General features: G+C 57.5%; 4 protein-coding genes. 2 read left to right on the forward strand and 2 right to left on the reverse strand.

The annotated features are described in order from the left end of the window. Positions 1-359: 359 nt before the first annotated feature. Complete coding sequence (locus tag QN370_RS20455; RefSeq protein ID WP_322128355.1) at positions 360-620, forward strand: AbrB/MazE/SpoVT family DNA-binding domain-containing protein; 261 nt, start codon at positions 360-362, stop codon at positions 618-620. Continuing rightward, positions 617-1,033: a type II toxin-antitoxin system VapC family toxin gene (locus tag QN370_RS20460; protein WP_322128356.1), complete on the forward strand. Its 417-nt coding sequence runs from the start codon at positions 617-619 to the stop codon at positions 1,031-1,033. The genes QN370_RS20455 and QN370_RS20460 overlap by 4 nt, the downstream gene beginning before the upstream one ends. Before the next feature lie 27 nt (positions 1,034-1,060). Here the strand turns inward: QN370_RS20460 and QN370_RS20465 are convergent, their stop codons facing one another. Next, positions 1,061-1,657, reverse strand: a complete 597-nt coding sequence (locus QN370_RS20465; RefSeq protein WP_322128357.1) for a hypothetical protein — start codon at positions 1,655-1,657, stop codon at positions 1,061-1,063. Next, entirely contained in the window at positions 1,654-1,857 is a 204-nt protein-coding gene (locus QN370_RS20470) for a hypothetical protein (RefSeq protein ID WP_322128358.1), read from the reverse strand. Before QN370_RS20470 ends, QN370_RS20465 begins: the two co-directional genes overlap by 4 nt. Positions 1,858-1,954: the final 97 nt, after the last annotated feature.

The following is a 1,954-nucleotide window of genomic DNA, read 5'->3' on the forward strand; positions in this document are numbered from 1 at the left end:
CCGCGTCATTGATCAAAATTCGATTCTGACGGGAGGTTTAACGGGGGGCTATAACGCCGCTGGGTGACCGCTTACGTAGGCAGGGTTGGGCTCGGACAGTAGGGATGTGAAGATGACGGCGTAGTAAGGCGTGGCGGGTGTGATGGCGATGGACATGGCGGCAATCCTGGAAAAGTTTTTACCGCTAACTGGTGGCAACAAACTATTTTAGCCGAACACACCCATGCCGGACGCCTGCATCGGGATGTGCCATCGAGCATTGCAAGGCTGTGGCTGAACGTGATTGCGACTGGCATGTGCCTTGATTTATCACATCGAGCGACATAGGCTTCGCTATTTATTTGCAAAAAGGAGACCCCATGAGCCAGGTAGCCAAATTATTTACCAACGGTCGCAGCCAGGCAGTTCGCTTGCCGGTCGCCTTTCGCTTCGATGCAAAACAAGTGTTCATTCGCCAGGACCCGGTAACCGGGGATGTGATTTTGTCGCGCAAACCAGCGAACTGGGATGACTTCTTTTCCGCGCTTAAGAATGCCGAAGTGCCAGTCGATTTCCTGGGCGCACAGGAGCGCCAGCAATCAACGCAAGATCGCGACCCGTTCGAGGGAGCGCCCGCGTGAAACGAACCATGCTCGATACCAACGCGGTAAGTTACTTGGACAAGGCGCATCCCGCAGTCGTCGGGCGCATAGTGAGTGTGCCCATGGCATCGCTCTGCATTTCAGCGATCACCGAGGGAGAGCTACTTTTTGGACTGGCGAAGCGGCCCGAGGCAAAGCAACTCCATCTTGCCGTGACGGAGTTCTTGCGGCGCGTTGATGTGTTGCCTTGGGATAGCACAGTCGCTGAACGGTATGGTTCGGTGCGCGCAAGACTGCAGGAACAAGGCAAAAATCTTGCACCGCTTGACTTGCTCATTGCGGCACACGCGTTCAATGCCGGCACGGTGTTGGTGACAAATGACCGAGCTTTTGGTCAGGTAGCAGGACTCGATCTCGAAGACTGGACAGTTCCTGTGAACGAGAGTCGGTGATCACGTTCACAGGATTCCGGGCAGGTTCTACCGCTGGCTGACGGCACCCGCATAGTTGAGCCGACCCCATCCACGCCGGATGCATTCTTCGAGGTGCGCCATCTTGCCTGGCAAGGTAGTGACCGTCAGCGCGACCGGGAATTGTCCGGGTGCCTGCCCGACAAAAATCCTGACGTCCATCGCCACACCCTCCGACTTGCCAGCAAAATCTGCTTCAAAACCCTGCAACGCGCCATGACTGGCCGGCTTGATCGTCAGCATGCGACCACGTCCGGGATCAAGTCCAAAATGTTGGCTCGCTTGCCGAATCGCCGACGCCGCCACGTCGGGCAACATGTTCGGCGTGACCAGCAGTTTCGGCCAGCTGGCATAGGTCATCACGGTCGGTGGGTGGTAAGTCGACGGGCTTTGCGCGACGAAGGTCGGATGGCCGGCGACATCGACCAGCTTGGCATCCCACGCCGGCTGGTTTTCTACCCAGATTTCCAGCCCGAGCGCCGGCACCTTGTGGATCTGCATTTCGCGCAGGGCTGGTTTGGCCAGTAGCGCGGCGGGCTGCATCGCAAGGATTGCTGCCAGCGCGAAAACAACGCGCCGTTGCCGGGATGGTGCGCCTGTAGTCACAACCCGCCCTTGCGCACAACAGCCGCGCCGATGCCCAGCAGAGTCAGCGCAATGACCGCCAGCACGCTGACCCAGCGGCCACTACGCTTGAATGCCAAGCGCCAGTTCAGGCCACTGGCCAGCAAACAAACGAACCAGACTAGCGCGTAACTGATCAGGGCGCGGCCGAGCAGGTTGCCGAGGATGAAAATGGATGGCATGAGGTCTTTCTAGGGAAACACTGATTTAATCGCCCGGTTTTTAACGTTAAAATCTTGATGTCGTTCAATTTCAAAGAGACCGTGATGGCCCTGAAGC

It is taken from the genome of Actimicrobium sp. CCI2.3 (assembly GCF_035019065.1).
In the GTDB taxonomy this organism is placed as follows: Bacteria; Pseudomonadota; Gammaproteobacteria; order Burkholderiales; family Burkholderiaceae_D; genus Actimicrobium.

Bases quoted from the DNA above. Each gene is read 5' to 3' on its own strand.
- QN370_RS20455 (WP_322128355.1), top strand. From the start codon at position 360: ATGAGCCAGGTAGCCAAATTATTTACCAACGGTCGCAGCCAGGCAGTT.
- QN370_RS20470 (WP_322128358.1), bottom strand. From the start codon at position 1,857: ATGCCATCCATTTTCATCCTCGGCAACCTGCTCGGCCGCGCCCTGATC.